28 protein-coding genes are annotated in these 25,918 nt (G+C 40.0%); 1 reads left to right on the forward strand and 27 read right to left on the reverse strand.

Features of this window, described 5'->3' with window-relative positions; translation table 11 throughout:
* Positions 1 to 89: 89 nt before the first annotated feature.
* The 3 genes from ACTNEW_RS07735 to ACTNEW_RS07745 are packed head-to-tail and all read right to left on the reverse strand — an operon-like array spanning position 90 to position 3,562.
* Positions 90 to 1,832, reverse strand: coding sequence for a sensor histidine kinase (locus ACTNEW_RS07735; RefSeq protein WP_441059682.1), 1,743 nt, complete (start codon positions 1,830 to 1,832; stop codon positions 90 to 92).
* Between the two features lie 36 nt (positions 1,833 to 1,868).
* Entirely contained in the window at positions 1,869 to 2,699 is an 831-nt protein-coding gene (locus ACTNEW_RS07740) for a carbohydrate ABC transporter permease (protein ID WP_441059684.1), read from the reverse strand.
* Positions 2,699 to 3,562 carry a carbohydrate ABC transporter permease gene (locus ACTNEW_RS07745; protein ID WP_441059686.1) on the reverse strand — a complete coding sequence of 288 codons (864 nt, stop codon included), beginning with the start codon at positions 3,560 to 3,562 and terminating at the stop codon, positions 2,699 to 2,701. The genes ACTNEW_RS07740 and ACTNEW_RS07745 overlap by 1 nt, the downstream gene beginning before the upstream one ends.
* 287 nt (positions 3,563 to 3,849) lie before the next feature.
* On the opposite strand from ACTNEW_RS07745, the gene ACTNEW_RS07750 reads away from it, so the two are divergent.
* Positions 3,850 to 5,433: a glucose-6-phosphate isomerase gene (locus ACTNEW_RS07750; protein WP_441059688.1), complete on the forward strand. Its 1,584-nt coding sequence runs from the start codon at positions 3,850 to 3,852 to the stop codon at positions 5,431 to 5,433.
* 230 nt (positions 5,434 to 5,663) lie between these two features.
* Here ACTNEW_RS07750 and ACTNEW_RS07755 read toward each other — a convergent pair whose 3' ends face one another.
* From ACTNEW_RS07755 to ACTNEW_RS07870, 24 genes are all read right to left on the reverse strand, one after another.
* Positions 5,664 to 6,098 (reverse strand): Hsp20/alpha crystallin family protein, encoded by a 435-nt coding sequence (locus tag ACTNEW_RS07755; RefSeq protein WP_441059690.1) that lies wholly within the window; start codon positions 6,096 to 6,098, stop codon positions 5,664 to 5,666.
* Between the two features lie 281 nt (positions 6,099 to 6,379).
* Positions 6,380 to 7,063 carry a cytidylate kinase-like family protein gene (locus ACTNEW_RS07760; RefSeq protein ID WP_441059692.1) on the reverse strand — a complete coding sequence of 228 codons (684 nt, stop codon included), beginning with the start codon at positions 7,061 to 7,063 and terminating at the stop codon, positions 6,380 to 6,382.
* A 15-nt stretch (positions 7,064 to 7,078) separates the two neighbouring features.
* Positions 7,079 to 7,687, reverse strand: coding sequence for an amino acid ABC transporter ATP-binding protein (locus tag ACTNEW_RS07765; protein ID WP_441059880.1), 609 nt, complete (start codon positions 7,685 to 7,687; stop codon positions 7,079 to 7,081).
* An 8-nt stretch (positions 7,688 to 7,695) separates the two neighbouring features.
* Positions 7,696 to 8,466: an amino acid ABC transporter permease gene (locus tag ACTNEW_RS07770; protein ID WP_441059694.1), complete on the reverse strand. Its 771-nt coding sequence runs from the start codon at positions 8,464 to 8,466 to the stop codon at positions 7,696 to 7,698.
* Between the two features lie 44 nt (positions 8,467 to 8,510).
* Positions 8,511 to 8,663 carry a hypothetical protein gene (locus ACTNEW_RS07775; RefSeq protein WP_441059696.1) on the reverse strand — a complete coding sequence of 51 codons (153 nt, stop codon included), beginning with the start codon at positions 8,661 to 8,663 and terminating at the stop codon, positions 8,511 to 8,513.
* Between the two features lie 207 nt (positions 8,664 to 8,870).
* On the reverse strand, positions 8,871 to 9,458 hold the full coding sequence (locus ACTNEW_RS07780) for a PucR family transcriptional regulator (RefSeq protein ID WP_441059698.1): 588 nt from the start codon (positions 9,456 to 9,458) through the stop codon (positions 8,871 to 8,873).
* A gap of 12 nt (positions 9,459 to 9,470) precedes the next feature.
* Positions 9,471 to 10,067, reverse strand: a complete 597-nt coding sequence (locus ACTNEW_RS07785) for a PucR family transcriptional regulator ligand-binding domain-containing protein (RefSeq protein ID WP_441059700.1) — start codon at positions 10,065 to 10,067, stop codon at positions 9,471 to 9,473.
* 140 nt (positions 10,068 to 10,207) lie between these two features.
* Entirely contained in the window at positions 10,208 to 10,780 is a 573-nt protein-coding gene (locus ACTNEW_RS07790; RefSeq protein ID WP_441059702.1) for a M48 family metallopeptidase, read from the reverse strand.
* Positions 10,781 to 10,829: 49 nt separating this feature from the next.
* Positions 10,830 to 11,453 carry a DUF4317 family protein gene (locus tag ACTNEW_RS07795; protein ID WP_441059704.1) on the reverse strand — a complete coding sequence of 208 codons (624 nt, stop codon included), beginning with the start codon at positions 11,451 to 11,453 and terminating at the stop codon, positions 10,830 to 10,832.
* Positions 11,454 to 11,523: 70 nt separating this feature from the next.
* Entirely contained in the window at positions 11,524 to 11,715 is a 192-nt protein-coding gene (locus ACTNEW_RS07800; RefSeq protein WP_441059706.1) for a (2Fe-2S)-binding protein, read from the reverse strand.
* Positions 11,716 to 11,800: 85 nt separating this feature from the next.
* Entirely contained in the window at positions 11,801 to 12,376 is a 576-nt protein-coding gene (locus tag ACTNEW_RS07805) for a rhomboid family intramembrane serine protease (RefSeq protein ID WP_441059708.1), read from the reverse strand.
* A 147-nt stretch (positions 12,377 to 12,523) separates the two neighbouring features.
* Complete coding sequence (locus ACTNEW_RS07810) at positions 12,524 to 12,934, reverse strand: peptide deformylase (RefSeq protein WP_441059710.1); 411 nt, start codon at positions 12,932 to 12,934, stop codon at positions 12,524 to 12,526.
* A 3-nt stretch (positions 12,935 to 12,937) separates the two neighbouring features.
* Positions 12,938 to 13,348 (reverse strand): (deoxy)nucleoside triphosphate pyrophosphohydrolase, encoded by a 411-nt coding sequence (locus ACTNEW_RS07815; RefSeq protein ID WP_441059712.1) that lies wholly within the window; start codon positions 13,346 to 13,348, stop codon positions 12,938 to 12,940.
* Entirely contained in the window at positions 13,345 to 15,372 is a 2,028-nt protein-coding gene (locus tag ACTNEW_RS07820; protein WP_441059714.1) for a DUF3427 domain-containing protein, read from the reverse strand. Before ACTNEW_RS07820 ends, ACTNEW_RS07815 begins: the two co-directional genes overlap by 4 nt.
* Positions 15,373 to 15,389: 17 nt before the next feature.
* Entirely contained in the window at positions 15,390 to 16,097 is a 708-nt protein-coding gene (locus ACTNEW_RS07825; protein ID WP_441059716.1) for a hypothetical protein, read from the reverse strand.
* Positions 16,098 to 16,117: 20 nt separating this feature from the next.
* A complete protein-coding gene (locus tag ACTNEW_RS07830; protein ID WP_441059718.1) occupies positions 16,118 to 17,833 on the reverse strand; it encodes a DEAD/DEAH box helicase family protein in 1,716 nt (571 codons plus the stop codon).
* A 14-nt stretch (positions 17,834 to 17,847) separates the two neighbouring features.
* Positions 17,848 to 18,051: a hypothetical protein gene (locus ACTNEW_RS07835; RefSeq protein WP_441059720.1), complete on the reverse strand. Its 204-nt coding sequence runs from the start codon at positions 18,049 to 18,051 to the stop codon at positions 17,848 to 17,850.
* Complete coding sequence (locus tag ACTNEW_RS07840) at positions 18,029 to 19,060, reverse strand: hypothetical protein (protein WP_441059722.1); 1,032 nt, start codon at positions 19,058 to 19,060, stop codon at positions 18,029 to 18,031. The genes ACTNEW_RS07835 and ACTNEW_RS07840 overlap by 23 nt, the downstream gene beginning before the upstream one ends.
* Before the next feature lie 60 nt (positions 19,061 to 19,120).
* Positions 19,121 to 19,330 (reverse strand): helix-turn-helix domain-containing protein, encoded by a 210-nt coding sequence (locus ACTNEW_RS07845; protein ID WP_235249038.1) that lies wholly within the window; start codon positions 19,328 to 19,330, stop codon positions 19,121 to 19,123.
* A gap of 120 nt (positions 19,331 to 19,450) precedes the next feature.
* Positions 19,451 to 21,070, reverse strand: a complete 1,620-nt coding sequence (locus tag ACTNEW_RS07850; protein WP_441059724.1) for a recombinase family protein — start codon at positions 21,068 to 21,070, stop codon at positions 19,451 to 19,453.
* Positions 21,063 to 22,778 carry a recombinase family protein gene (locus ACTNEW_RS07855; RefSeq protein ID WP_441059726.1) on the reverse strand — a complete coding sequence of 572 codons (1,716 nt, stop codon included), beginning with the start codon at positions 22,776 to 22,778 and terminating at the stop codon, positions 21,063 to 21,065. The genes ACTNEW_RS07850 and ACTNEW_RS07855 overlap by 8 nt, the downstream gene beginning before the upstream one ends.
* A gap of 10 nt (positions 22,779 to 22,788) precedes the next feature.
* Entirely contained in the window at positions 22,789 to 24,423 is a 1,635-nt protein-coding gene (locus ACTNEW_RS07860; RefSeq protein ID WP_441059728.1) for a recombinase family protein, read from the reverse strand.
* A 131-nt stretch (positions 24,424 to 24,554) separates the two neighbouring features.
* Positions 24,555 to 24,794: a DUF6870 family protein gene (locus ACTNEW_RS07865; RefSeq protein ID WP_235249042.1), complete on the reverse strand. Its 240-nt coding sequence runs from the start codon at positions 24,792 to 24,794 to the stop codon at positions 24,555 to 24,557.
* A 144-nt stretch (positions 24,795 to 24,938) separates the two neighbouring features.
* Positions 24,939 to 25,796: an AraC family transcriptional regulator gene (locus ACTNEW_RS07870; protein WP_441059730.1), complete on the reverse strand. Its 858-nt coding sequence runs from the start codon at positions 25,794 to 25,796 to the stop codon at positions 24,939 to 24,941.
* Positions 25,797 to 25,918 lie beyond the last annotated feature (122 nt).

A 25,918-nucleotide genomic window follows, 5' to 3' on the forward strand; every position in this document is an offset into this window, starting at 1 on the left:
TCCAACTCTTTTCTTTTTCAGATTTGTAAGGCGCCCTGTTCCTTTAAAGTAACTGTATTATACACAATTCTTTTCATCAAAAACAGGAATTAAACTGAAGTATTATGTGTATATTCTTGAACATCCGAAATCATTATTTCTATTTTCAGTCCGGGATTTCTTCGGGTAATCCGGATGTGGGTATCTTCTCCGTACAGATATTTCCACCGGCAAAGTGTATTGATCATTCCGATTCCCAATATCTTTTTGTCATCTTGTTCCATTTCCAGATTTCCAATATTCGTTACATGATCCATAATAAAACGAATCTCATCGTCATCCATACCACAACCATTATCACAAATTTCAATACTGATACCTTTTTCATGTTTTTTACATGCTACGCTGATTTCCCAGGCATATGGAACATCATACAGACCATGTTTGATAGAGTTTTCCACAAATGGCTGGATTGATAATTTCGGTACAATTATCCTATCCGTATCCGCATCACTGATAATCTCATAATGAAAGTCCGTTTCATATTGTATCTGATATAATTCCAGATAATTCTTTACATATTCCAGTTCCCTCTCCAATGGGACTGTCATTTTTTTTATCTCCATAATATAGCGCAGAAGCATAGATAACTTTCCGCATATATCGTATGCGAGATCTGTTTCTCCGCTTGTGATCATAATCTGCAGATCAAACAGAATATTCTGGATAAAGTGAGGGGAAATCTGTGCCTGAAGCGCTTCATATTTCGCTTTTTCTATCTGTTTCATAGCAATCAGCTCTTTTCTTCTCCCGATTTCAATCTTTTCCAGCAGTTCATTAAATGTTTCCACAAACACTTTGAATTCCTGCTCATAATCCTCACTCTTAATCTGACCGACAGAATTCAGATATTCAATTCTCTTCATATCCCTGCGGAGACGTTCCAACGGTGCAAGCTGTACTTTTGTATAAAAAGAAACAACCAGTACAGCTCCAAGAAGCACGCACAGAATCAATCCAATACTGACATTTCTCCATGATTTAAATGACTGGAATATCTGACGGCTGTCATAATACACCGCAACATACATCCGGTTATTTAAGATTGGTTTTTTCAAAAAAACCATATCTTCTCCTACAATGTCCCTATCCATTCCCAAACAGTTCAGAATCTTTTCATTTATCGTTTCATATGGATAATAGATTTCTCCCTGCTCATTGTACAGACATACTTTTTCCTGCACACCAAAGATATCATCAATAGAATCACGGTCTACAACAATTTCAACATATCCCTGATTTGTTCCTTTGGATACATTATAAATCCTGCGTATTACTGACATTCTGCTCCTGTCAAGTCCTGGCATATTATTCCTGTTTTCGGTAACAAACCAGCAGTATGCATCATCCTGCATAATCTTATCAATTTTCTCCAGAAACAGGCTGTCTTCCCCCACAGATGCATGCGAATAATATCTCATACGCTTCTGATCATCCCAGATAAAGATTTTCATCTTATCCGCATTTGTGAATATCACAGAGTTCTGGACCACTTCTTCAATTTTCCGGAATTGCTGAATCCCCAATCTCTGTACAGAATCAGATAATGTCTTCTGCAAATTTTGGCTGGTTGCAATCTTCTTGGAAACATTGTCAATACTTTCCAGGTACAGTTCTACTTTTACTGCCTCTGTATTCAGAATTTCTACAGCATTGCGGTATTCTTCTCTTTTCAATTCCTTTAATAAAAATCGAAATATAAAAAAGGAAAAAAACAGGATAATACAGGCGATAATCACTGCAGCGCCCATCTGCATCCGAAATCTATAACTGATTTTTCTTTTGCTTTTCATTTTGTCTTAGCAAGTACGCCTCGGCATACCTGAATATTATTGTTTCACAGCTCCTGAAGTAAGACCGGATACAATATATTTCTGACCCATCAGATATACAATCACGATAGGAAGTGCTATTAATACAAGACTTGCAAATACAAGCTCCCAGTTGCTGCCATTATATTTCCCAAAATATCCGTATACCGTCAATGGTACCGTCCAATATTTCGGATTTGAGAGGAAATACAATGGAATATTAATGTCATTCCATATATTCATAAATGTAATAATCAGAACTGTGATGTTAATTGGTTTTAAAAGTGGAAGTACAATTTTGTAATAAACCTGAAAACAGCCTGCCCCATCTATAATCGCAGCTTCATCGATTGTCCGGCTGACTCCTTTGATAAAACCTGCATACAGGAAACATGCAAAAGGAAGATTAATTACAATATACATCAAAATTGCACTGGGTATTGTACCGTAAAAATGCATCGTCTTCAACATTTTGATCGTTGGAATTACCTGCTGCGGAATCAGCGAACCCATAAAAAAGAAATAATACAAAAAACTGCTGAATTTCCCTGTTCTTCTGACAATAATAAATGATGCCATAGATGCCAATGCTATATTAATTATAACACTTACTCCTGTAATTATCAAACTGTTCACAACAGCACGTATAAAATCCTTGTTGAATACCTGTACATAGTTTCCAAATAACCATTTTTCAGGCAAAGATAAACTAAATGCAGTTACCTCTATACTATTCTTAAATGACCCCAGTACCATGATCAGTAATGGAACCAAAAATACGCCTGCACACACAATCAGGAAAATATAAAGAAACAGATTTGTCAGTTTTCTTTTTTGTTTCATAGTCATTACGCTTCTACCTCCTGCTTACGCATTACAACCAAAAGAGGAACACAGATAATTGTAACAAAAATCAAAAGTACTGTATTCAAAGCTGTTCCCAGCCCCCAGTTTCCTTCACCGAACTTTTTAAACACCTCTGTAGCAAGTACCTGTGAAGCGCTTCCCGGACCTCCGTTAGTAAGTACAAAAACTTCACTAAATACCTTGATTCCGCCAATAAGACTGAAAATCACATTAATATTAATGGATGAACGTAAAAGAGGAATCATTACATAGCGAAGTTCCTGCAGGAATGTAGCCCCGTCTATTCTTGCTGCTTCATAAAAGGTTTCATCAATTCCCTGAATACCGGCAAGATAAATTGTCATATGATAACCTGTCCACTGCCAGATACTTACCGCAGCAATACTATACATGATAATTTTGCTGTCAACCAGCCATCTCTGCTGAAGGAATGACAGTCCTACCAACTCGAGTACATGGTTAAGCATTCCATTCGGATGCAGGATCTGTGTAAAAATCAATCCAACTGCGATAGTAGAAATGACTGCAGGAACATAAAAAATCATTCGGAAAATATTTCTTCCTTTCAATTTGGTGTTCACCGCAATCGCAAGAAGCAGTCCCAATCCATTTTTAAATATAACCACAACCACTGCATATTTCAGTGTGTTTACAAGACTTCTCGACAATTCTCTGTCCTGGAATATTTTAACAAAGTTATCCAATCCCACAAAAGATACCGAATTGTGAAAAGTGCTCCAGTCAGTAAAGGAATAGCCAATTCCAATAATTGCCGGTATTACGAAAAACACACTGTAAAGAAATAATGCCGGCCAGACCAGGCGATACTGATAAAACTTTTTCATAGTTGTCTCTCCTTTTCTCTATTTATGGTATCTTTATTATAAAGAAATCTTCTGCATACCCATACTCACAATCTTTCAAAATCATGTGGAAAAAACTGAACTGCTTATTCTTTTAATAGTGCATTAATTTTCCGGACAAGAAAAGATGTATTCTGTCTTCTATCTTCTGCCAAAACCTGTGATAAAATCTATCATTGAAATTATATGATTTTTTCAGTATAATTGCTGTAGAACTCTGTGATTCATTGATCATATGCAATCACACCAATTAAAGGAGGAATCGTATTATGGCAACATGGAAAAATCTGGATACACTTGCTTCCTACAGCAAGCTTTCCGGTCTGAAAGATCATGTAAATATCGCTGAGGCTATGTCCGGCGAAAAAGGCGCAGAGCGTGCATCCGGTTACAGCACACCTATGGCAGAAGGTCTGAGCTTCAATTATGCAGCCAAACAGGTGGACGAAACCGTTTTAGCTGCACTGGCTGAACTGGCTGACGAAGCCCAGCTTATTGACAAATTTGAAGAATTATATAACGGTGCAGTGATCAACACCGGAGAAAAACGTATGGTTCTTCATCATCTGGCACGCAGACAGCTGGGAAATCCGGTTGTAGTGGACGGTGTGGACAAGCGTGAATTCTACACTGCACAGCAGAAAAAAGCAGCCGATTTTGCAAACAAAGTCCATGCAGGTGAAATCACCAACGAAGCCGGTGAGAAATTTACCACTGTTGTTCAGATCGGTATCGGCGGAAGCGACCTTGGCCCCCGTGCTCTTTATATCGCTCTGGAGAACTGGGCAAAAGCCAACAATACCTTTAAAATGGAAGCAAAATTCATCAGCAATGTTGACCCTGATGACGCAGCTGCAGTTCTTGCTGCCACAGACCTTGCACACGCGCTGTTCATCGTTGTTTCCAAATCCGGAACAACCCTGGAAACCCTTACTAACGAAGCATTCGTAAAAGACGCCCTGACAAAAGCCGGATTAGATCCATCCAGGCATATGCTTGCTGTAACCAGCGAAACCTCTCCATTAGCAAAGAGCGATGATTATCTTGCAGCAATTTTCATGGATGACTATATCGGCGGACGTTATTCTTCCGTATCCGCTGTCGGCGGAGCTATCCTTTCCCTTGCATTCGGACCGGAAGTATTTGCACAGATTCTGGACGGCGCTGCTGCTGAAGACCAGCTTGCAACGAACAGAGATTTATTAAAGAACCCGGATATGCTGGATGCTCTGATCGGGGTTTATGAGCGAAATGTTCAGGGTTATCCTGCTACTGCTGTTCTTCCGTATTCTCAGGCATTAAGCCGCTTCCCGGCACATTTACAGCAGTGTGATATGGAATCCAACGGAAAAACTGTAAACCGCTTCGGCGAGCCTGTAAATTACGTAACAGGTCCGGTTATTTTCGGTGAGCCTGGTACGAACGGACAGCATTCCTTCTACCAGCTCCTGCATCAGGGTTCTGATATCGTTCCTCTGCAGTTCATCGGATTTAAGAAGAGCCAGCTTGGTGTGGACGTTGACATCGAAGACAGCACCAGCCAGCAGAAGCTCTGTGCAAACGTTGCTGCCCAGATTGTAGCATTTGCATGCGGCAAGGATGACGAAAACCTGAATAAAAAATTCAACGGCGGCCGTCCGTCCAGTATCATTATCGGTGACCAGCTGACACCGGCAGCTCTCGGCGCATTACTGGCTCACTTCGAAAACAAGATCATGTTCCAGGGATTTGTATGGAACCTTAACAGCTTCGACCAGGAAGGCGTTCAGCTTGGTAAAGTCCTTGCAAAACGTGTACTTGCCCACAATACCGATGGCGCTCTGAAAGTGTACAGCGACCTGCTTGATATCTGATCTATCAGAGGAAAATGTAAAACACTTTTCACTGACCTGGATCGTGTTTGAAAATTGCACTAAAAAGGCTGTATATCTGCAAAATCTGCGGATATACAGCCTTATATTTATATTAAGAGGTGCCAGTCATCCTCCATGGCAATTTCTTTCTTATCCAATCCGAATGTGGTTTCTGTAACATTCGTACTACAAAAAAGTTGTGTTAACTATTCACTGTCTCTGTTGAATCATCACTCGATCGTAATATAATGGTTCTTTTCTTCTACTGCTTTTTTTGCATCTTTCTTTGGTACTGTGAAACTCAGGATACCGTTTTCGTATTTCGGATGAATATCTTCTTCCTTTACATCCTTACCAACATAAAAGCTTCTCATGACATTTCCGGTGAAACGTTCCCGTCTGATATATTTGCCTTCTTCAGACTTTTCGTCTTTCTTACTGCTGGTTGCAGCTCCGACGGTAAGGTATCCATCTTTCAGTTCCATATGAATATCTTCTTTCTTAAAGCCCGGAAGATCGATATCTACTTCATAACCGTCTGCATGTTCTTTTACATCTGTACGCATCAGATTCTGGTTCTGTGCTGTCTGATGGGTTCTGTGCGGATAATCAAATCCAAAGAAATCATCAATTAAATTTTCTCCAAAAATACTAGGCATTAACATAAGTCATCGCTCCTTTTTTGTTTCTTTTTTGTTCTATGTGTAATATAACACTTATTATTAGCACTGTCAACAGGTGAGTGCTAATTTATTTGTGAAGAATTTGTGAACATAATTGTGAAGAATTACACAAAAAAAAACGGCACACAGACCACTACCTGTCCATGTACCGTTCATGATTATCTTTATTCTATTAATTCTCCTGCTGTTCATTTTCCGGAATCAACGTCTCTTCTCAGAATCCGTTATCCTTTTTCTAAGAATCAGCTTCCCTTTTCCAAGAATCAGCTCCCTTTTTCTTCTTCATTCAAAGACCGCTCTGATAAAATCATCTCCCGCGTAATCAAGCCTTTCAGGATCATGTACTCTTCAATTACTTTTACACACCGTTCCACTCCGACTTTTTCACTGTTCAGAGTCATGTCATAATTGACAGGATTTGTCCAGTAATTTCCATGTGTATAATATTTGTAATAGTCTGCCCTGTATTTGTCCGTATTCTCAATGGTCGCGGAAGCAACCTTGGCAGACACTTTCATTTTCTGCATGGTGCGCTCTACACAGAATGCGCGGGGTGCTTCTATATAAATGCTGACCACATTCGGTCTGTCTCTCAGGACATAATCCGCACATTTTCCTACAATTACACAGGATTCCTGATCCGCAAGGTTATTGATGATCTGTGACTGATACTCAAACAGCCGGTCATCTGAAACAAACTTTTCATTTCTTGCAATATACTGTCTGGACTTCGGGAGTCCCCGCAGAAAATTGGTAAAGCCTCCATTTCCGCGGATTCGTTCATTGATATCCAGAAACAGTTTCTCGTCAAGCCCGCTCATCTGGCTTGCCAGTGTCAGAATACGGTTTTCGTAGCAGTGAATCCCAAGATCTTTTGCAAGCATGGATGCAATTTCTTTTCCACCACTGCCAAAACCACGGGCAAAGGTCACAACAAATTTTTCCATTTCCAACGCCTCCCTTTACCCTGCCAGATATCTGCTGAGAAATTCTCTGGTACGGGTATTTTTTGGATTCACAAACAACTCTGACGGTGCCGCATCCTCCACAATATAGCCCTGATCCATAAAGATCGTTCTGGAGGAAACATCTCTCGCAAATGCCATTTCATGTGTCACAATAATCATCGTAAGCCCGGTAGTTGCCAGTTCTTTCATAACATTCAGAACCTCTCCCACCATTTCCGGGTCCAGAGCTGATGTAGGTTCATCAAACAGTAAAACCTCCGGATTCATACAAAGAGATCTCGCAATTGCCACACGCTGTTTCTGACCACCGGAAAGCTGCGATGGCTTTGCATTGATAAAAGGCGCCATTCCTACTTTTGACCGGTATTCATTGATTTCCCTCTGTACATCCCCGATTTCTTTGCCATGGTACATAATCTTGCCGCTGGTCTGTTTTTCCAGTTTGTTAATGCAGCGGAGCAGAGTAGATTTTCCGGAACCGGAAGAACCCACAATACAGATGATCTCACCCGGATTTACGTGAAAATCAATTTTACGCAGTACTTCATAATCTCCAAATGATTTACTCAGATCCTTTACGGATATAATCGCATCACTCATAATCTGCCTCCTTACGGATTATCCATATATTCGACTGCCAGCACATAATTGTCACTGCCTTTCATTTTCTTTTCCATGACAGCAAACAATCTGTTAAAGACAAAGCACAGTACAAAATAAATCACTGCGATCACAAGATAGGATTCAAAGTACTTATAATAGTTTCCACCAACTGTCTTTGCAGCCATAAATAATTCCTGTACGGCGATAACATTCAGCACAGATGTCATTTTCAGATTCGTCAGAAATGTATTCGCCATTTCCGGGATGATATTTTTGAAAGCCTGTGGAAGTACAATATAGAGCATGGTTTTCATAGGAGACATTCCCATTGCCCAGGCGCCTTCTCTCTGACCCAGATCGATAGAACCGATACCTGCACGTACAGTCTCTGCCATATAAGCTCCCGTATTCAGAACAGTGACCATAATACCTGCAACCAGAGGTGTGATTCCGGTATTTGCCTGTCTGAGTCCGTAATAAAGGACCATGGCCTGTACGATCATTGGGGTATCCCTGAAGAGTTCCACATATACCGAACAAATTGCTTTTAATATCTTAAAAAAGGCTTTCTTCAGAACATTGTCTCCCTGATTAATTTTCTGATCCTGAATAATTCCGACCACATATCCCAGAACAAAACCAAGAATCGTACCTGCTATGGCAATATAAAGTGTCAGCCAGGTTCCCTGGATAAACATGCTGGAATACTTGTGAGCAAGAAAAATCATCCATTCAAATGAATTCGACGGATCTTCCAGTGCAGTTGTTAAAAATCCCATGTTATCACCTCACGAAGATTAATTAGCTGCCGGCTGCTGGGTAATTACTGTGTCCAGTTGAACGGTGCATAAGCACATTCCATACCAACTCTCAATACCTCTTTCTCTTCTGCTGCTGCCGGAACTGCCATCGTCATACAAAGTGCTGCAGCAACCATACCTGTAGTTGCGATTCTGGTCCAATTATTTTTTTTCATAACAAAATCCTCCTCTGTACTGGCAACAAAAAAGGCGCTGAAAGAAAATTTTCATTTTCTTCAACGCCTTTGTTGTCGTGTTGAACCTTATTATACTCATCGGGCAATTTTCGTCAACTTTCATTTTGCACAAAATTATTTGTCTTTTTGCACAGTAAAAATTCATGATATGGGTATACACGTATTGTTATTCTCAAACACGATGTACTAGGAAAACATCAGCCGCTTGATCAGGATACAGTTTACCACGTCCAGATATTCCATGTAATCATCCAGTTCAAAATCCACCAGTTCCTGAATTTTATTCAGCCGGTACTGCAGAGAATTTCTGTGGATAAACAGTTCCTCCGCTGTTTTTCCCACACTGAATCCATTCATGTAATAAGCCACCAGGGTATCCAGAAGGAAAGTTCCGTTTGCATGGTCATATTCTTCCAGTTTCTGCAGCCTGTCATTACAGTAGTTCAAAATATCCTCATGATTATCATTGTTAAAAAGGAATTTATAAATGCCCATGGCTGTTGCACTCAGCACCTTTTTGTGTTTCGGATTCGGAAGCATATCTTTCTTGGGAATCAGCCGCTTCGCTTCCTGATAACTTCTTCCGAAATCTGCCGGATTCGTATAGACTCCTCCAAGAATACAGGTACTTTTTATACTTCCGTAAAACTGAGGACTTGCATCAATCTTCTGCAGAAGTTGTTCCAGCGCATGTTCAATGCTTTTATCCTTTCTGGCTTCAAACAGCAGCACAAACTTATTCAGAAAGCGCAGAAACATCGGTTTTCCTTCCATCGCCATTACTTCCTAGTTCAGGTAATTGGCGTAATATTCATAGATATGTTCATCCTGTTCCAGATTAATGCCATATCTTCGGTCAGCCACAATAATTCCCACTCTGCATGGATTTGTAAAATTAATTCCAAACTGACTGGAAATTTTTTCGATATATCGGTCATTGATGTCATAACCAAACAGCAGGTTATACAGATAATCTCCCGTTCTTTTATTCTGGATCTCATGCTCCAGAATGATCTTTCCCACACTCTGGGCAATATCTACGAAAGATGCCCCTTCCCAGCGGATATAAAACAACGGAAGCGCAAGCTCATTTGCTCTGTCAATCATTTTCTGCGGAATCCATTCCCGGTCTTCCATTACAGAAACCGCGAAGCCGGAAATCCCCAGTTCGTACAGTTCCTCCATAGCCCTCTGTGCTTCCTCAAAATCATAACGCACATAATCAATGACGCACAGGGCAAAATTTCCCTGATTCATGTGTTCCGCAAAAGGTCTGGTCTGCACCATATAAGTCCAGGTGACAGGATGATCCAGTCCCTCTTCGCCTGCAATCAGTTCCACTCCATCCAGCTGCAGTTCCAGTATATCCTGACAGGTAATCATAAATATTTCCCTCCACATTTTTGCTTTCCATATCTTTTACAGTAATACAAACATTTCCCTCTCCTGCGAAGACACATTTTACGTGTTCATTCACCAATTATACTAGTATAAACCACGATAAATACCTTATGTTTCGCCGGTTATGCCAGCTTATATTCTTTCAGTTTTTCCCGCCGTTTCTTATAATCCGGACAATATTTCCCCACCTCTGCCCAGAATTCCGCAGAGTGATCCATATGCCGGCGGTGCGCCAGTTCGTGAACCACGACATAATCCAGCAGTTCTTCCGGGAGATAATAGAGCTGATAATTGAAATTCAGATTACCTTTGACGCTGCAGCTTCCCCAGCGTGTTCTCTGATTCCTGATTGTAATCCTGCCGACAGTTACTCCCATCACCCGGGAATAGTGCCGGACTCGTGAAGCGATTTTTTCTTTGATCGCCTCAATTTCTTCGGCAGATAGCTCAGCAGGTGACACTGCTCCGGTAGTTTCACGTTCTTCCTGCCTTTCCTGCATCTGAGCAGATTTTTCCAAAATCCACTGTTTTTTCTCTTCAAGAAACTGTTTCAGATTACGGTCCGACAATCGTGCCGGGATGCGAAGGAGAACATCCTCTCCCCTGACTTCCAGTCCGATGCTCTTTCTGGCTGACCGTATGATGTGAAGGGTTACCGAAGAATCTCCCTGCTGCAGTTTTATTTCCTGTATCATAAATGTGTTCCTTTCTCTGGAAAGTTTTTCCCCGTATTTTCGATAAAACTCACTGCACCTGAATCATCCACTCCGTCAGATTTTTATATCGTCCCGGATGTTCTTCAAACACATTGATATACGCCGCATCCTCTGTCCTGTTCCGAAATGCCGGATAAAGGAAACCAAACTCCGGTTTTCCCGGTTCATATTCTCCCTCCAGACGACTGATCGTACACAAAAGATAGGTATACACTTCTTCCGATCCTTCCATCCATTCCTGATCACGGCCCTTTACCGGAACATCATACTGACCGAAATACAAAAAACAGGCAAATGAGTAACCCGGCTGGAATTTCTCCCCGATCAGCTCATACATAATATCCATAAACGCATCATTTTTTAATTCTGCCTCTTTGATACCGTCCAGCAGCTGCCAGATACTTCCCGGTTTCCTTGCGGATGCTGGAATTTTATAATCCTTCAGCTGCATGTTTGTCTCTGAGAGCAGAATGGTCTTTGCCAGATTCAGGTTTTTCGACCGCTCTGACGGTGATAATTTCAGAAAATTTGTGTTAAAAGTACCGTCTACATATCCTTCTTCATCAAAATACGCACCTGCAATCCGGGCTACCGAAGACCGGGCAGGCGTCATCCTCCTGGTCAGTTCCAGCATATCTTCTCGATTAATCATTTTGTCATATCCTCTAAAGCCACGGGGACGGAGATAAATGGCTTTTTCTCTGTCCCCAATAGTCCTTTTCTCATTTCTTATTCTGTTCTTCCAGTAAATCCCGTATCAGATACTGAATAAACTCCTTACATTTTCCACATCCGGTCCCGAAACGAAGCTGTTTTTCCACATCTTCATAGGATTTTGCACCTTTTTTGATGGAATCTTCTATCATACCGTATGTGATGTTTTTACAATTACAGGCAATTTTTTCCCTTTTCATTATACTTCACTTCTTTCTGTGTATTTCATGCTTGGTTCCGCAATTTATCAATTATTTTTGATTTATTGCGGTTATATATTGCGGATTAATTAGGATGTATCTTATTTAAGGAAAAACCGATAACACCTCCAACAATCCCGCCAATCACATGTGCCATATTGGAAATATTATCCTGCACCACAATTCCCTCATAGATCTGCTGCCCCAGAAAAATAACTGCAACCAAAATCACAGTAAGCGGAATTTCTCCTTCCCGAAAGCCTGTAAATGACGACAGTAAAATAAATGCAAAACAAATCCCGCTGGCACCGCACAATGCAATATTCCCAAAAAACACATAATTGATAACTCCGGTAACAAATGCAGTAATCACAATAATCTGCCCAATACGTTTGGAACCATATTTTTCTTCAAGCATAGGCCCTAATAATAAAATATAAGACATATTACCTATAAAATGTTCCCATCCCGAATGTCCGAAAACATGAGTAAACAAACGCACATAAGTCATCGGTGATGTCAGCGAAGAATGATATGTCATAAAGAGGACCCGATTGCTCACACTCCTCGTAACATAATTTGCAATCATCGCAATAAAGCATACAGCTGCAAACCCCAGCACCACCGGGGAATTAAAAGTTATTCTATATTTATGTTTCAAAACCGACACCGTCCCCAATAATCACCTGCTGCCTGCTTCCAGCAATGCCTGTTTCAATTCATTTTCAAGTTTCGCCAGTTCTTTCTGCGCTTCCATTCTGCGGCGGGAACCATTTTCATGAATCTTTACTACTATTCCCAAAATCTGTTAAATCAAAATCCCTTCCAGATGATCCAGCTCATGCTGACAGATCTGTGCCGGCCAGCCGCTGAGTTTCTGGCGCTGCTTTTTCCAGTTCATATCATAATATTCCACTTCGATATTTTCATATCTTGTAGTTTTTCTCACACCGGTAAGAGAGAGGCATCCCTCTTCTGTTTCATATGGAGTATCCTTACTCAGCAGTACCGGATTAAACATCACAATATCTACAAAGCCCATATTCACAATGATGACTCTCTTTTTCACACCAATCATGTTCGCAGCCATACCCACACAACCGGCACGATTTGCCTGCAAGGTATCCTGCAGATCTTTTCCCACCTGCAAATCTGCCTTTGTCGCCGGTTCTGATTTTTTCCCAAGAAAGAACACGTCCTTCATTATCGGTTTTACCATCTATCATTCCTCCACGTCGTATCTTTTCTCCATTGCTCTTTCAATAACATCTATCAATTCCAAATCAGCCGGCAGCCACTGCACACTTCTAAGGGAATCCTTCGTCAACCACTTCGCGTCCTCCGCTTCCAGCAAAGTCAGCTTTCCTGACCTGATACTGCACCAGAAACAGTCCATAGAAAGATGAAATGCAGGATAATCATACTCGATCGTATGTATCAATTCACCTACTTCAATTTCCGCTGCAAGTTCTTCCCTGATTTCCCGCTTCAAAGCTTCCTGCGGTGTTTCTCCTTCTTCAATCTTTCCTCCCGGAAATTCCCATTGCCCTTTAAATTCTCCATAACCTCTGGCAGTTGCAAAAATCTTTTCTTTATCGCGAATAACTGCTGCAACAACTTTTATCGTTTTCATATGGCTTTATTCTCCTCATCTAACAGATTACTCTCCAAATACTTCAATAAGTCTTCTCTGACTGCTCGATGCATTTTCATTGTAACTTTTGTGATATCCTTCATATTTCCACGGTTATCCATCTTTTTATCACCAACTGCAGATATGATATCAAAGATTCCCATATAGTAGAAGCTTGTTTCTGCATCACTTTTTTTGACCAGCAAATGCTTCCGCTTAGCACCCATCACATCTTGCATATAGCTGCTATCCGGTCCCTTGCCAATCTGAGAATCCCATCGGAATATCATACTATCAGCAAATGCATCGGCATAATCCGGTTTACCTTCTGCATACTGTAATTCTTCGCTCTCTGCTCCCACCTTATGATAAGTAATGAAAATAAAAACATCATCTCCAATGCACTTCATTCCATACATTATGGATGACAGATCTCGTCCGCAGTTCATCAACAAACTTACATCTCTTCTGGAATATTTTTCATAAAGCACAAAAGGGCTATCGGCAGCCTGCTTCCTGCCAAATTTATCCTGATATCTTCTAAGTCCCACACGAATCAAATCATCCATCTGCTTATAGAACTCCTTATGCTCCAGCCTTTTCGCATAACTTACCATTCGGTGGATAAACTTTGCATCATGATCACCAATAATATCTATTTTCTTATATTTTTGGTACTCTTCTTCTTTACTGACAAAACGTCCCTCCAGTACTTGAATCGCATTTTCCAGCGAGGCTTCATCAAAAGAATGCAAATAAACCTTTTTCAGTTCATCGGCCAATTCCGACAATGAAATCTGATCTGAATAAAATAAACGTTTTAATATCTCTAATTCGTATGGTCTGACTCCGCTGAGAACTGTTTTGGATAAATACTCTAATGTCAACTTTTCCTGGTCAGTAATCTTTTCTTTGTAACATTCCTGTTCAACCGAAACTAAAAAATCCTGATAAGTTTTAAACTCTCTGATAATTACAAGTGGATCGATTTCACCATTTTCGTAAAAATCCATGAGATATGGAACCCGTCCCAATCTGTTTTTTAATGATATATAACTATCTTTAATGATTGCTTTCATTCCACGAATCTTATCAATCGACCTGAAGATTTTTTCCTTTGCGACTGCATCAAAATGAACTGTAGACGCTCCAGGAATCGTACTATTGCCACTGATCACATACTTTCGAATGGTATCCGGATTATATGTGCGGTCACCAGAAAGAGCAATGGGAATCATAAAGTTCTTCTCGTAATTTCCAATAAAATCCAGAATTACAACAAATTCTTTGCCATCTGCCTTACGAAGCCCACGGCCAAACTGTTGTATAAAGACAATCGGAGACTGTGTCGGCCGAAGCATAATAACCTGATTCACCTCGATGATATCCACACCTTCGTTCAAAATCTCAACAGAAAAAATATAATCCAAAGGCTGAATATCATCCGCAGCATCCGCTTCATCCATTGCCAAACGTTCAAATGCTTCTGCCCGCTCATTTTCATCGGCATCTCCATTTAACGCAATGGTCCTGTAATACTTCCCGGTATCTGGATTAATCATCTTATTAAACTTGTCCGACAATTCTCTTGATTCTGCAATACGGCTGCAGAAGATCAACCCCTTTACGCGATCCCCGCTATAACCAAAATAGTTCGCCTGCTCTATGATATGTTTTACTCGTTCATCGCTGACCAGAAGATTGAAATCCTGTGTCGTAATCGTTTTATTCCTGCCCTTTCCATCCCCAATCATAGACAAATCACTGATACCAAAGTAGTGGAATGGACACAACATATTCTCTTCCATAGCCTGCTGCAAACGAATCTCATAAGCAATCTGGTAATGAAAGATTTCATATATATTTCGGCCTTCTATATTGTCATCTCGCTTATCTGGAGTCGCAGTCATACCAAGCCATAGTTTTGGTTTAAAGTAGTTCATTATTCTCTGGTAAGTATCTGATGCAGAATGATGTGCTTCATCAGCGTATGTCAAGATAGGTCTAAAAGATTTTACTGCCATTTTTTAGATGGCAGAGTTTAATTTGTTTCAGCTTCCTTATTTTCCTTCTTTACTACCATGCATAAACTATCAACTGCATTAAATAATCTCAAACAATCTATTTCCTCAATTTCAAAGTCTGATCTTCCATGTAACAACCAGTGACGGTTCACTTCATCTGGTTCATCCTGTTTGAAATCGCTTTTCTGATAAAGGTTACGAATAAAATTATTGTAGGAGATCCAAACATGCTTCAAAATACTGCTGCCATCTGCCGGGAACTCATCTACATGCTTCTGACAAACTTTCATCATTCTTACATCTGATTTATCATCACTAAATTCAGATAATACTCCTTCTATAACTGATAATAGAGATGTAGCACAAACTGCATATAATTTGTTTTGAAATGCTGTCCAACACTCTCTTACCATCTTTTTTAGTCCTTCACTAATCGGAGCATCGAGAATATTTTCAATCATCTTTCTCGTAAACTTATAATCGTCCTGAGTAAAATACATCTCAAAAAACTTCTCAATATTAGAAATCTCTTCCATATTTCCAATAACATTTACTGCATATATTCCCAACTCAGCTGGCAGTGTCCATCCTATATTTTTCAACTTACCTGTGACGTTATCTAACGTCTTATCAAAATCAGTCATACTCTTTTTCGTTTCTTCTTGAATATGCTCATTAATAGCTGACATTAGTTTTTTCTGCTGTTCTTCAGAAAGATTAAGCATATAAAATTTCACTCCTTGTATTATATTTTCATTGCTCCAAGCATTTCTTTCAACATGTGATGCACATCAATAACATACTCTATGCAATTTTTTGCAGACGTAATCGTCAATTCATCTCTATGCGCAGAAGGATTTCTATAATCTAACCGTACTCTTTCTATAAACTGATAATCCTTTTCTATCTCACGTTCTGCACTACTCCTATCAGATAACTTAAAAAGATTCCTTGTCGCATAATCTAAAAATTCCATTCGTGTTCTATTATTACCTCTGGAATAACCAGTTATATTACCATTAACATCATAATCTCTCTTATATCCCACAGTAGGAACAACAGACCCAAGTGTAAATTCTCCATCAGGAATTATTTCATCTGTAACCTGCCCATGAACTCTCTGTCTCAATACATATGGCCATTGAGATACACCAGTATATTTTCTATTTAAAAATTCTTTGTATTTATCAAAAAATCTCTTTGTTGTTTCGACTTCAAGAGCCTTTGTAACCAAAAGACATACTCCAGAATAGTCCATAGAATCCTTATCTGGCATCTTTACCATACTGTCATAATTACTTTTTGCAGTTATAAGAAATGCCTTACTCTTCTCATCAAGTTTATCCCATACCTCTTGAGTCAGTTCTCCAACAAGATATTCCTTATAGTATGTATTATCTGCCACAGAAATAACATTTCTAGTAAGTTCTCCAACGATCTCTGCTACTTTATCCTGAAGTTTCTTCAATGCAATTTCTTTTACATCTTCATCAGTACTTTCGAGTTCCTCAATTAATGATTCGCGAATCCTCTGTATCTGATCGAATGATTGTTCAATCACATCGGGAGATATTCCAATACTACTAAAAGCAGTTTTCATGAATGAAATCATTTGATCCTGTTGTGCAATACGAGCATCTTTTTCAATTAATTGTTCTTGATACTCTTTCTCGCGAGCTTCTAGATCTTCGATTCGCTTATCTCGTTCATCCGCCTGCAATAAAGCTTTCAGCCTTTCAATTTCAGCCGCTTGATTTTTGATAGTCTGCTGATCTTGCATCTGCTTAAAAGCTTTCATATATGCTTGAAGCCTATTAACCCTATTTTGTGTCTCATTTCTCTCTTTTTCTGCTTTAACACGTTCTGTGGTCAACCAATCTGATACAACAGAAATTTCATTTTTTATAAAAGATGTTTCCATTTCACCAGCATATCTAATGTCTCTGATATCAAGTATGTCTTTTGTTTCATATACGCAAACAATAGGTGTGATACGCTCTGCATATGCCATCAGCCTCTTTGCTTGCTCGGAATCACTCACCTGATTTTCCTCAACAACATCTTGTCCTGGTGCAAAAAACGAAACCGTTACTACGTTGTTATTTTTAATTGCATCTGAAATTTGTTTTCTATCATATACAGCCAAGTCATGAAGCAAACAATACTTATATTTTTTATTTTTATCATGTAAAAATTCATTAACCGTTCCGCAATAGATTTCATCAGATTTTCCTAATTTTGCTATTTCAACCTTCGCTTGATCACAGTTTACTCTATACCGGAATACTAATACACAACTTTCAGAATAACGTTTTATAATTTCATCAGCTAAGAATATAGAGGTTATACTTTTTCCTAAGCCAACTGTCATTGCAACACTGATTCTTGTTGCCCCAGACTCAATTTTATTAAATATGTTTTCTATACACTCACGTTGATATGACCTTAAGTATACATCCATAACTGGTCTCCTTACTATGCTTTTCCTTTTGGATCAATTTTTCCTTTAGTGATAATTGCAAGCGCAATGCTTCCTGCAGTGGCAGCAACCCCTAGTGCTCCCTTTCCAAAATTCTTAGCCTTTTGTGCATGTTCATTTCTACAGTTTTCACAATACTTATGTTTATATCCATCCGGCAAAGGTCTTTGACACTTCTTATTCTTGCACTTCTTCTCCATCTTCTTCTGCTCCTTCTTCAATTTGATTCTGTTCTCGACTACATGGCAAAGCCTGGATTCTCCTCTCTATATCCGGTAATGTCCTTGACCAATAATTCTCTGGAGATGGGTCAATTAAATCTAATCTCTCTACAAGTCCAGGAGCCTCAAGATAGGTCTTCTGAACAAACTCTCCATAATAAGCTAAACTTTTTCTTGCAGCTGAGTCTTCGCCAAGTTCCTGATATGCAATAGCTTCAGCAAGAGATACCATATTTACAGCACATAAACTTTCTCTGATTTCATTCATTCTAGAATTGATTTTCTCTGGGGTAGCCCCTCCTATGATTTTCCCAAAGAAAGATTCTGGTTGTTCTGTAATAAATCCAACATTTGCTTTCTGACTCAGCATCAATAAATTACGACTATCTTCTGCATCAGATGCAATCTGCATCAAAGCCATAGCCCTCAGCTCTGGATTTTTTATTTCCATTGCCTGTATCAATTTCTGTTGACAACTATATGCTGTAGCAAGACGATCAAACTCTTGCCCTTGCCTTACTTCTTCTATTGCCAACTGAACCACTTGTATCTGTTCTGCAATCTGTGCCATTTGCATCTGTGTTGCATAACTTGTCATAGCCTGTGTTATTTCCGGAGCAATCTTGACACTTTTTAGTGGAATTGTCGCAACAATCTTTTTTGTCTCTGGATTCACAAGATTTGCCATAAGTGATCCATCTTTTTTCGTCATCAATTTTAGTGCCCCTTTGGCAATCTGCTGTTTCTGTTCATCTGTAAGTATTGCCTGCAGTGTTACATCCGGAATATTATCTTTGACTAAGTTTACAATTGCCGGTGCAGAATAAAGCATCTTTTCTATCTTCCTAAACGCCACCTTGGCTCCTTTTAATAAGGGTTTTGCAACTTCCGGCATGTCAGAAAATTGATCTGCGATTTCTGCACTATACTCAGATGAATCTACTATTTCAACATCCTCGGGTGCAATATAAATAACTTCCTCATCCATACTTGTAAATTCCTTTCCAAATTTGTTCACTATAGGCTATGTATTTTTCGCGAAGATATCTCATTCTCGCTTCACATAAGTAAGTTCAATATCATACCCCAGTGCTTCCATCATCTGCACAAAAGTCTTATTCACAACGCCATCCTGCTTCTTGATGACACGATTCACATAGGCCTTTGTAGTGTCAATCTCTTCAGCCAACTGCACCTGTGTTTTTCCCTGCTCTATGCATTTTACTTTTACATCAACTTCGATATTGTTTTTTACCATAATTCCAATCCTCAACCAAAAAACAGTTGTCTTATTCGTATAATTTATAGTACATCAAAACTGCAATTTTTTCAATCAAAAAAGAAGCCAGTCAGACTCATCATCCAACCGGCTTCACCCTTACATTCCAATAAACTTCCAAACCTCATCCTTAAACTTCCAGACAATCTCCACATGCTCCGGATCTGTGACAATAACCCTATCAATCAGTTCCTGCACCATTGCCTGTGTCAGTTCATCTGCTCCGGAATACTTCTTCATCACACCAAGTGCCTGCGATAAGCTGTCATCTTTCACGGTTTCCGCTGCCTTAAGCTTCTGCTCCAGTTCTGCAATATCAGCTTCAAGTCTTTCAGCAAGCCTTCCAAGGTCTGCTCTTCTTCTCTGGTACACTTCCTTATCCAACTGACCTGCCATAAACTGATCCACATTGGTGAATCTATTCGACTCGCACTTTTCCTTCTCTTGCTGCAACTCAGCAAGCTTCTTGGCAAGAATCTGATTATACTGTCTGCTAATACCATGCTGCTTATCCAGTTTTTTCTTAAATGCATCTGTCATATCAAGCAGCTGTCTTACCACCGACCAAACAATAGCATTTAGATTATCCTCAGTAATATATCTTTTACAACATCCGTCATCACCAACCTGCTCCTTGGCATGAGGGCATCCAAAATACTTATATTCCTCTCCACGGAAAGAATATGTCTTATAAGTCATCGCCCTTCCGCAGGTGCCACACTTAACCTTCCGATAAAGCGGATAAGTCTTTGATATGACCTTCTTCGTCTTTCGCTGCTTACAAAATATCTCCTGTGCTCTCAGGAACTCTTCCTTTGTAACAATCCCTTCATGTCTGCCTTCCACAATAAACTGTTTTTCCTTCGGCACAGTTGCTGTATGCTTACATCCCACACCAAGCCCCTGTCTTTTATGACCAACGATTGCACCGTAATACATTTCCTGTTGAAGTATGTTTCTGATATTATTATGATTCCAGCAAACCATATCAGAAGCATCTGCAAATTTCTTCGTTCCTGGATGCTTTCTTCTGTAATACTGTCCTGGAGTTTCAATCCCTCTCTCATTCAGAGTACGTGCCATATCAATCCGACGCATCCCGGCAATAGCCATATCAAATATCTCTCTTACAACTGCTGCTGCCTCAGGATCAATTATCAGCTTATGCTTGTCCTTTGGGTCCTTCATAAGACCATACGGCACATGACCGCCAAGGTATTTCCCTTGCTTCATCTTCTGGTACTTTGCTGTTTTTACTTTTACCGACAGATCCTTACTATAGTAATCGTAAACGATATTCTTCATAACAACATCAAGACCACCGGTAGTACCTTTGTAATCAGCACTGTCATAATGGTCATTGATGGAAATGAACCTCACACCCATAAAAGGAAAGATTCTTTCCAGGTAATCACCCAGTTCGATATAATCTCTTCCAAATCGTGAGAAGTCTTTTACGATAACACAGTTAATCTCACCCTTTTTTATTCTATCCAGCAGTCGCTCAAAAGAAGGCCGCTCGAAATTTGTGCCGGAATACCCATCATCAAAAAACTCATACTGCTCTGAACCATTCAGTTCTGAATGGCCGTTGATAAAATTCTGAATCAGAGCCTTCTGGTGGGATATACTCTCACTCTCTGATTTATTCTCCTTTTTCATTAAATCCTGATCAGCCAGGGACAGACGAATATATTTGCCAATAACCCATTTACTCATTTGCTTCACCTGCCATTTCAGCAATTATCCTGTTGAAGATGTTTCTCTGATCTCTAAAGTTCAATTCCACTTCGACACGATTATCCTCAAAAATCTTTACAGAGCTGACCAGGTGTTTCACCAACCCAGCATCGATTTCTGTAACATTTTCTGCCTCATGAATCGCCACAAGCCATTCATTACTCAAAGACAAAATGTCGTCCAGTTGAACCTTCTTTGCCTTTTCCACAGTAAGCTTCTTTTCGATTTCTGCAGCTTCATCATCATATTTCTTCTTGGCGAACTGATACTCTGCCTCATCCAAAATGCCTTCCGCAAAGTTCTCAAACAAACTCTCTCTTTTGCCATTAATCTTTTTTAGTTCCTGCGACAGATAGTTTATCTGACCAACATATTTATCAATCAGATTCTTTTCCTTTACAGAACCACGCATCTGCCTAATAAGCTGCTCCTGTTTTAAAGCTAATTCCAACTGCATGTTAATTGCAGCCAGAACTGAATCCGCCACCACAGGATATCTGATGGAATGTCTTGAGCATCTTGAGTAACCACTATCAAGATAGCCGCCGCAAACATACACCGCATGATCCTGATCCACAGGATATCTTTTATCTGTAGGCTTAACAAATCGCATTCTCTTTCCGCAGTCACCACAATAAATCTTGCCCTTAAAATGATTCGTCACAAGTTCCCTGAGTGGTGCATTCTCATCCATCTTTGCCTTAAACTTTTCCGCACGGTCAGCAAACATCTTCTGTACCTTATCGAATAATTCCTGGCTGATAATCGGCTCATGTGCATCCGGCACATATCGCCATTCTTCCTCTGGAGCACGATGCATCTTGATTCCTTCGTATAAAGATTTCGGAATCCTGCCATAAACAATACAGCCGGTATAGGTAGGATTCTTCATAATATCAATGATAGTGCGTCCATGCCATACCGTGTGCTTATATTTTTCCGCCCTCCATATACCAAGATCAACCTTACGTCTGGCAGGCGTTACCGCTCCCATATCATTGAGTCTTTTACAAATTTCATTATGGGAAACGCCCTCAGCCTTCCATTCAAATATCATCCTTACATAAGGTGCTGTTGCCTGATCTATCTCATATCTGTATGCCACTTCTTTGGATTTCACATATCCATAAGGAGCAAATGCCGGAAGGAACTCGCCTTTCTCCTGTCTTGCCTTGAAGGATGTGATGATTTTTCTTGAAATATCCTTGGCATACACATCGTTAATCATATTTTTTAATGGTATCATCAAGGCACTTTCGGCATCATCACAGGTCAGACTGTCATATCCGTCTGTAATGGAAATAAACCGGATGCCCATGAACGGAAATATCTTTTCCAGATACTCACCAGCCTCTATATAATCTCTGCCAAAGCAGCTCAGGTCTTTTACAAGAACGCACTTTACTTTGCCGCTTCTGATATCATCCATCATCCTCTTGAACTCTGGGCGGTCAAAGTTGGTACCCTTTTCACCGTTATCCTCATATATTCCGTAAAGCTTCAGGTCGGTATGCTCAGCCAAGTATGCTTTACAGAAGCTTATCTGATTGGCAATAGAATCACCGTCATCATCTTTACCGCTATTCTCAATGGACAAGCGAACATAAATCGCCGTCGAAAAATAATTACTTATCTGTACCGGTGCTTCGATTACGGCACCAGTGTTTTTTCTGCTCTTTCTTGCCATACCGTACCTCCTACACCGCCATCTGAGATTTCATATCTGCAGGAATATTGGAAATAGCTGCTATCAGCTTATCCCAGTTATCATGGTATCTGAATACTACATGAATACCCTTGCCTTCCAGAATCTCAATATGGTCTATCAGATCCACAACTACATTTCTGGTAACCTCTGTAATGTTCTGGTACTGCTTAAACACTTCCGTCCATGACAGCTGTTCCCGATTATTATTGACCATCTGCTCACGTTCCGCTTCAATGGCAGCAATAGCCTGTTCCGCTTCCTGTATTTTCATCGCATAGCTTTTCTTAAACAGGAAATATTCATCCTGACCAATCATGCCTTCCTGCAGATTCTCATATAATTTCAACTTGAAGTTCTTATTTCTCTCAATCTCTTCCTTCAGTTTTACAATCTGTGCATCATAATTAAAGACATTCTGCTGATTCTCTGGCAGTGATTCCACCATTTCGAGAATCTGCTCCGCCTCCAACACCATATCAATATGGCTTTTTACGACATTCAGTACACTGGCCATAAGAGTTTCTTCATCAATGCTGTGTGTACTGCAGCCCTTTTTAGCCTTTCGTGTAGAACAGATAAAATATGTGTATTCCTTATCCCCGGCGGTGTAATGCTTACGAACCATGTTCTGTCCGCAGTCAGCACATTTCAAATAACCTGAAAACGGATAAACTGTTTCCTCTGCCGGAGCGATGCGGATATCCCTCTGCATAATTCTCTGCACGGTATCAAAATTTCTCTTCGTAACAATTGCCGGATGGGAATCTTCTACACGGATCCATTCCTCTTCATCCTTAGGCATAACCTTTTTGACCTTGTAGTTCGGAGTACCGCTCTTACCCTGCACAAGAACTCCTGTGTAAATCTCATTGGTAAGAATTCTTGTAACTGATACAGGTGACCACATAGCCTTCTTATGCACCCTGAAATTGGTCTGCACTTTCATCCCAAGAGAAATCTTATATTCCATCGGACACAGAACACCTTGCATGTTCAGTTTGTCTGCGATACGCCCCTGGCTCATCCCTTCAAGCTTCCACTTAAAGATTGCCCTTACCACCTCAGATGCATAAGTATCAATCACAAGCCTATTATGGTCTTCTTCATCCTTCAGATATCCATACACGGCAAAAGCACCAATGAACTGTCCCTTTTTCCTTTTAATCTCCAACTGAGATCTGATTTTCACAGAAATATCCTTACAATAGGCATCGTTAATCAGATTCTTAAAAGGAATAATAAGAGAGTCCGACTGATTCTTATCCAGACTGTCATAACTATCATTGATTGCTATAAAACGCACTCCCATAAATGGAAATACTCTCTCAATGTAGTTACCGGCTTCAATATAATTTCTTCCAAAACGGGACAAATCTTTGACAACCACGCAATTCACCTTTCCAGAACGAATTTCATCCATCATCTCCTGGAATGCTGGTCTGTCAAAATTGACACCGGAATATCCATCATCTGTTTTCTCTGAAACCACATGGATTTCCGGATGTTTCGATAAAAAGTCCCTGATCAGGGCTTTCTGATTTGTGATACTGTCACTTTCCAGCTTATCGCCATCATCACGTGACAGTCTTGCATAAATACAAGCGTTGTAGATTTTATTACTCATAACCTTGAATCTCCTTTCTGATATGCTCAGCAAGAAGCAAGGCTTCTCAGCACTTAGTGCCTAAATATTTGACCAAGTTCATCTTAACACACCGAGCATCTATACTTCCATGACATCTGAAATATGGCAAATCATAGATTCCTAAGATAACTTTCCACACAATCCTCCAATGTCACATCTGTATCCAGAAAAGAAGTTTTCACAACTGCATCACCGCATCTAAAGCAGTATGGATTCTTTATCTGCTCCACAAAGCTTCTCACCCTTTCTTCAAGCGGTAATGATCTGTCTATTTTCACATCCCTGATATCAACAAGCGTTTCTCTGTCAACAGTTCTAATATCTACTGCCTTCATTTCTTCAACTGTCATAGGCTAACCCATCCTTCCTGAGAAGACTTCTTCCCAAGTCACAGGCAAAGAAAAACGACCATATTTTAACTTCAAACGCAAAAAAGCCTGCAGATATCTGAAATTAATCAGATACCCGCAGGCTCCCTTACAAGTACAGTATTCTTATTTCTTCTTCACAGGAATCCAAATCTCACAATAATAATTTTCATCCTGTGTTCCCTTCTCATACTTTGTTGGATCATCATAATATTCTACGCAGTATCCAGCAGCAAACTCATACTCTTTAAGAGCAGGCAGCCATTCTGTATAAATCTTCGTATTTACATCCTGAAGAGCGTTTGGCATTGCCCCTTTGCAGGGAAATACTGCCCAGTCAAATGCAGGTATTGTTCTTGTAACCAGACCCTCTGGAACATCCTTCTGCGGATTATATGGATCTGCAATCAGGTACTCAAAATTCTCCTGACCCATTTCAATATCAATGTTAATTCCATAGACGCCCATTACATGCTGACCCATTCCCGTCTGGAAATGTTCCTGCCAGAACTGAGGCACAACTTCTTTGGCTCCTTCATAAGGAAAAGTCTTCGCATTTGCAATAACAGTAAAAGCCTCTTTTTTAACAATCTTGTAGTCCATGAGATATCCTCCCTCTAATGATATTTTTAGTTTCAGCGGAGCAAAGGTTTTTAATAGAACCTCATCCTTGCGCACGGATGAAGGCGATACACCATGGAATCTGGTAAATGCTTTGGTAAAACTATCCGGAGAGTCATACCCATACTTCATAGCAATATCAATAACCTTCTCATCAGTAATCAACAGATCATTGCCGGCAAGGGCAAGCCTCCTGTTACGAATATACTCAGCCACACTGAAACCACAAAGCATTGCAAACCCCTTCTGAAAATAGAAAGGTGAAACGCCGACTGCTTTTGCAATGTTCTCAGCTGAAATATCCTCTGTTATATGATCCTCAATGTACTGAACCGAATCACCGATAATTGCCATCCATTCCATAGTTCTTTTCTCCCTTCGCTTGCTCTGAAACTATCTTATCTCATAGAAATTACTTTTTCCCGACATTTCTTGGCTTTATTTGTCCAGTGTGAGCAGTTCTATCTGTTTCGGTTCATTGACTC

It is taken from the genome of Blautia sp. HCP3S3_G3 (assembly GCF_052063365.1).
Classification (GTDB): domain Bacteria; phylum Bacillota; class Clostridia; order Lachnospirales; family Lachnospiraceae; genus Blautia_A.

Bases quoted from the DNA above. Each gene is read 5' to 3' on its own strand.
- ACTNEW_RS07735 (WP_441059682.1), bottom strand. From the start codon at position 1,832: ATGAAAAGCAAAAGAAAAATCAGTTATAGATTTCGGATGCAGATGGGC.
- ACTNEW_RS07740 (WP_441059684.1), bottom strand. From the start codon at position 2,699: ATGACTATGAAACAAAAAAGAAAACTGACAAATCTGTTTCTTTATATT.
- ACTNEW_RS07745 (WP_441059686.1), bottom strand. From the start codon at position 3,562: ATGAAAAAGTTTTATCAGTATCGCCTGGTCTGGCCGGCATTATTTCTT.
- ACTNEW_RS07750 (WP_441059688.1), top strand. From the start codon at position 3,850: ATGGCAACATGGAAAAATCTGGATACACTTGCTTCCTACAGCAAGCTT.
- ACTNEW_RS07755 (WP_441059690.1), bottom strand. From the start codon at position 6,098: ATGTTAATGCCTAGTATTTTTGGAGAAAATTTAATTGATGATTTCTTT.
- ACTNEW_RS07760 (WP_441059692.1), bottom strand. From the start codon at position 7,063: ATGGAAAAATTTGTTGTGACCTTTGCCCGTGGTTTTGGCAGTGGTGGA.
- ACTNEW_RS07770 (WP_441059694.1), bottom strand. From the start codon at position 8,466: ATGGGATTTTTAACAACTGCACTGGAAGATCCGTCGAATTCATTTGAA.
- ACTNEW_RS07775 (WP_441059696.1), bottom strand. From the start codon at position 8,663: ATGAAAAAAAATAATTGGACCAGAATCGCAACTACAGGTATGGTTGCT.
- ACTNEW_RS07780 (WP_441059698.1), bottom strand. From the start codon at position 9,458: ATGGAAGGAAAACCGATGTTTCTGCGCTTTCTGAATAAGTTTGTGCTG.
- ACTNEW_RS07785 (WP_441059700.1), bottom strand. From the start codon at position 10,067: ATGATTACCTGTCAGGATATACTGGAACTGCAGCTGGATGGAGTGGAA.
- ACTNEW_RS07790 (WP_441059702.1), bottom strand. From the start codon at position 10,780: ATGATACAGGAAATAAAACTGCAGCAGGGAGATTCTTCGGTAACCCTT.
- ACTNEW_RS07795 (WP_441059704.1), bottom strand. From the start codon at position 11,453: ATGATTAATCGAGAAGATATGCTGGAACTGACCAGGAGGATGACGCCT.
- ACTNEW_RS07800 (WP_441059706.1), bottom strand. From the start codon at position 11,715: ATGAAAAGGGAAAAAATTGCCTGTAATTGTAAAAACATCACATACGGT.
- ACTNEW_RS07810 (WP_441059710.1), bottom strand. From the start codon at position 12,934: ATGGTAAAACCGATAATGAAGGACGTGTTCTTTCTTGGGAAAAAATCA.
- ACTNEW_RS07815 (WP_441059712.1), bottom strand. From the start codon at position 13,348: ATGAAAACGATAAAAGTTGTTGCAGCAGTTATTCGCGATAAAGAAAAG.
- ACTNEW_RS07820 (WP_441059714.1), bottom strand. From the start codon at position 15,372: ATGGCAGTAAAATCTTTTAGACCTATCTTGACATACGCTGATGAAGCA.
- ACTNEW_RS07825 (WP_441059716.1), bottom strand. From the start codon at position 16,097: ATGCTTAATCTTTCTGAAGAACAGCAGAAAAAACTAATGTCAGCTATT.
- ACTNEW_RS07830 (WP_441059718.1), bottom strand. From the start codon at position 17,833: ATGGATGTATACTTAAGGTCATATCAACGTGAGTGTATAGAAAACATA.
- ACTNEW_RS07835 (WP_441059720.1), bottom strand. From the start codon at position 18,051: ATGGAGAAGAAGTGCAAGAATAAGAAGTGTCAAAGACCTTTGCCGGAT.
- ACTNEW_RS07840 (WP_441059722.1), bottom strand. From the start codon at position 19,060: ATGGATGAGGAAGTTATTTATATTGCACCCGAGGATGTTGAAATAGTA.
- ACTNEW_RS07845 (WP_235249038.1), bottom strand. From the start codon at position 19,330: ATGGTAAAAAACAATATCGAAGTTGATGTAAAAGTAAAATGCATAGAG.
- ACTNEW_RS07850 (WP_441059724.1), bottom strand. From the start codon at position 21,070: ATGAGTAAATGGGTTATTGGCAAATATATTCGTCTGTCCCTGGCTGAT.
- ACTNEW_RS07855 (WP_441059726.1), bottom strand. From the start codon at position 22,778: ATGGCAAGAAAGAGCAGAAAAAACACTGGTGCCGTAATCGAAGCACCG.
- ACTNEW_RS07860 (WP_441059728.1), bottom strand. From the start codon at position 24,423: ATGAGTAATAAAATCTACAACGCTTGTATTTATGCAAGACTGTCACGT.
- ACTNEW_RS07865 (WP_235249042.1), bottom strand. From the start codon at position 24,794: ATGACAGTTGAAGAAATGAAGGCAGTAGATATTAGAACTGTTGACAGA.
- ACTNEW_RS07870 (WP_441059730.1), bottom strand. From the start codon at position 25,796: ATGGAATGGATGGCAATTATCGGTGATTCGGTTCAGTACATTGAGGAT.